Annotated in this window: 3 protein-coding genes; all 3 read right to left on the bottom strand. The window is 36.1% G+C overall.

The annotated features are described in order from the left end of the window. The coding region (locus J1782_RS00350; RefSeq protein ID WP_217151915.1) for a glycosyltransferase at positions 1-549 on the bottom strand (549 nt) is incomplete at its 3' end. After that, on the bottom strand, positions 546-1700 hold the full coding sequence (gene glf / locus J1782_RS00355) for a UDP-galactopyranose mutase (RefSeq protein WP_217151916.1): 1155 nt from the start codon (positions 1698-1700) through the stop codon (positions 546-548). The genes J1782_RS00350 and glf, both read right to left, overlap by 4 nt. Before the next feature lie 11 nt (positions 1701-1711). Next, positions 1712-2832, bottom strand: a 1121-nt coding sequence (locus tag J1782_RS00360; RefSeq protein ID WP_217151917.1) for a glycosyltransferase family 8 protein, incomplete at its 5' end; no start/stop codon positions are given.

Consider the following 2832-nt stretch of genomic DNA (forward strand, 5'->3'; position numbering starts at 1 on the left):
AATATAGTCTACAGCAACAGCAAGCACATCTGCTCTGATAATGGTCCCTACAAATGACAGTGTTTTACACATGGTTTCCTTGTCATTAGCAGGAATAAATTTTTCAGGTTGGATAAAATAATTAATATTTTCCCAGAACCCGTTCGGTAGTCGAGTAAAAGGTTTATTCATTTTACAATCGATAGCGTTAGAATCAACTACGCGGCAACTTACAGCAGATATCCCACTGAGGTCATGCTCATGAAAATTATTTAATAATCCACATTCGGGCGAAGCATCATCATCATAAATTAAAACCCAGTCGGTAATGATATTGTTTGAAATAAATTTTGCACCTTCTTTGAAACCACCGGCACCGCCGGTGTTTTCAACAAGATGCATTACTGTTACCCGCGGATCTTGAAGTGTTTGCAACCATTCTGACGTGTTATCAGATGAGCAGTTATCAACAATAACAATATTATCGAATGGTTCTTTCGAAGTCGCATCCCAGCACTTCTTAAGTTTCTCTAACCGATTATAGGTAACAATTAATGCAGTTGTTTTCATCTAACATCAACCGTGAAAACAGGCATTTCATTGTTGACTCGGATACTGTCCAGGAAGATATCAGCTGTTTTTAAAGCCTCGGCAATAGTGATATCCATATCTAAATATCGGTAAGTACCTAAGCGGCCAACGAAAGTAATACCTTTCTCAGAATTAGCTAAATCAACATACTTTTCTAACAATGCCATTTCACCAACCTGACGGATTGGGTAATAAGGGATATCATTTTCCCCACACGCGCGGCTATACTCTTTATAGCAAACAGAGCCTTCGTGAGTTTCCCAAGGGGAAAAATATTTATGCTCAGTAATCCGTGTATAAGGAACTTGTTGCTCACAATAGTTCATTACTGCGCAACCTTGAAAATCGCCGTCGAAGGTAAACTTTTCAAAGTCGAGAGTCCTGTATCCTAAACGGCCAAAGCGATATTCATAAAATGCATCTAAAGGGCCACTATAAAATATATGGTCATAGGATTTTCGCTCTTCAGAGCCATATTCAACATTAAGCTCAACAGTAATATTTTCATGTTTGGATATTTTTTCAATCATATCGGTATAACCATCTTTTGGCATACCCTGATACTTATGATTGAAATAATTGTCATCATAATTGAATCTGATTGGCAATCTTTTCAATATTGAAGCGGGTAGTTCAGTTGGGGACATACCCCATTGCTTGATTGTATAACCCTTGAAAAAAGCTTCATATAACTCTTTACCAACGAATCGTAACGCTTGTTCTTCAAAAGTTTTTGGATCCGATATAGAATCATCTCCTTTTTCTTTAATTAGTTTTCTGGCTTCATTAGGTGAACATGTTCTATTGAAAAATTGGTTGATTGTATGCAAATTAATTGGTAGGGAAAATACTTTGCCATTATAAGTTGCTTTTACACGATTAGTATAAGGCATCATTGTAGAGAATTGTTGGATGAAATCCCACACATCTTTATTATCTGTGTGAAAAATATGTGGTCCATATGTGTGAACCATAACTTTAGTTTTTTCATCACGCGCATCATAACAATTTCCGGCAATATGCGATCTTTTATCGATAATCCGAATTTTGTGGCCTTGCTCTGCAAGTTTCCTACCAATAACAACACCAGAAAAACCAGCGCCTACAATAAGTATATTTTTACTGTTCATTATTTTACACCTTAACCAAGAACAACACGTCTGAATTTATAATAACATTTAACAAGAGTATTTCTACGCCATGTCCCACGAGGAGCAAATCGATTGATATGTGGCATTAGCTTATTTTTTAACTTGGTTTGAGTCAATACTGGTTGTACAGTTAAAGTAGTTGAAGAAGTTTGCTCTCTAGTTTTAATTAGACGCGCGTAAACTTCTTTTTCCCATGGTGTACCTTGAATATTTTTGATGAAATTATCATAAAAATCTACCTTATCTGTATTCCAAGGTTTATTTTCTCCAGCAAAATGAATCATTTTGGGTTGACGTCTTGCTTTAAGGAATCGCATATATGTTGCGAACATGAGATTAGGATAAAAGACATCAGTATGACCATTGCCATGATATACATTCCACTCAAGCGGTAAGAAATGAACCCTGCCATAGAATACTTTATTCATTATATCCTGATCCAGGAACCAATAACTTTGCCCCTTTAATGCAGCCATCAACTTTTCAAATGTATTTTCTTTATTCATTTGAGAAATATTAAAAACTATAATCCCACCTTGGAAATAATGATTAGTCTCAGACATACCCAATCTAGTTTTAAGATACTCTTCAGATGACTGCTCACCAGCATCTGAGAAAGCAATATTTCCGAATTTTACGAAACCCTCCATGACGATATCTTGAACTGCGGCCACAAGATTATCGCCTAAAGGAGTTTCAATCAGGGCGGCTAAATCACTTTCAACAACAGTATCAGTGTCTATAAAGAGAACTTTTTCAAAGTCACGAAAGAGCTTTGGAATAAATAAGCGTGAATATGTTGCGGCAGTAAATGGTGGCCTGATATATGCGTCTTTAATCTCACTAAAAGCATTAACATCAAAGAAACGGACATTCATGTTATCGACATTCGATAGCAATCCTTTTATCCTTTCCTTACTTCGCAAACTTAGTCCATTATCTAAAACGACAATATCGTAATTATGATGCTCAGTAGAATTTCTCAGAATAGAATTAACCAGCGCACCCATGCTCATTGCATAGTTATCATCTGAGCAAATTACAACTGGAACATTCCTTTCAGAGAAGTGCGGACTTAATTTACCGTTAAATGTTTCCTTTTGAATAAAAG

Source organism: Rahnella sp. BCC 1045 (assembly GCF_019049615.1).
Classification (GTDB): domain Bacteria; phylum Pseudomonadota; class Gammaproteobacteria; order Enterobacterales; family Enterobacteriaceae; genus Rahnella; species Rahnella contaminans.

Coding starts and splice junctions, on each gene's coding strand:
- glf (WP_217151916.1), bottom strand. CDS start 1,700: ATGAACAGTAAAAATATACTTATTGTAGGCGCTGGTTTTTCTGGTGTT.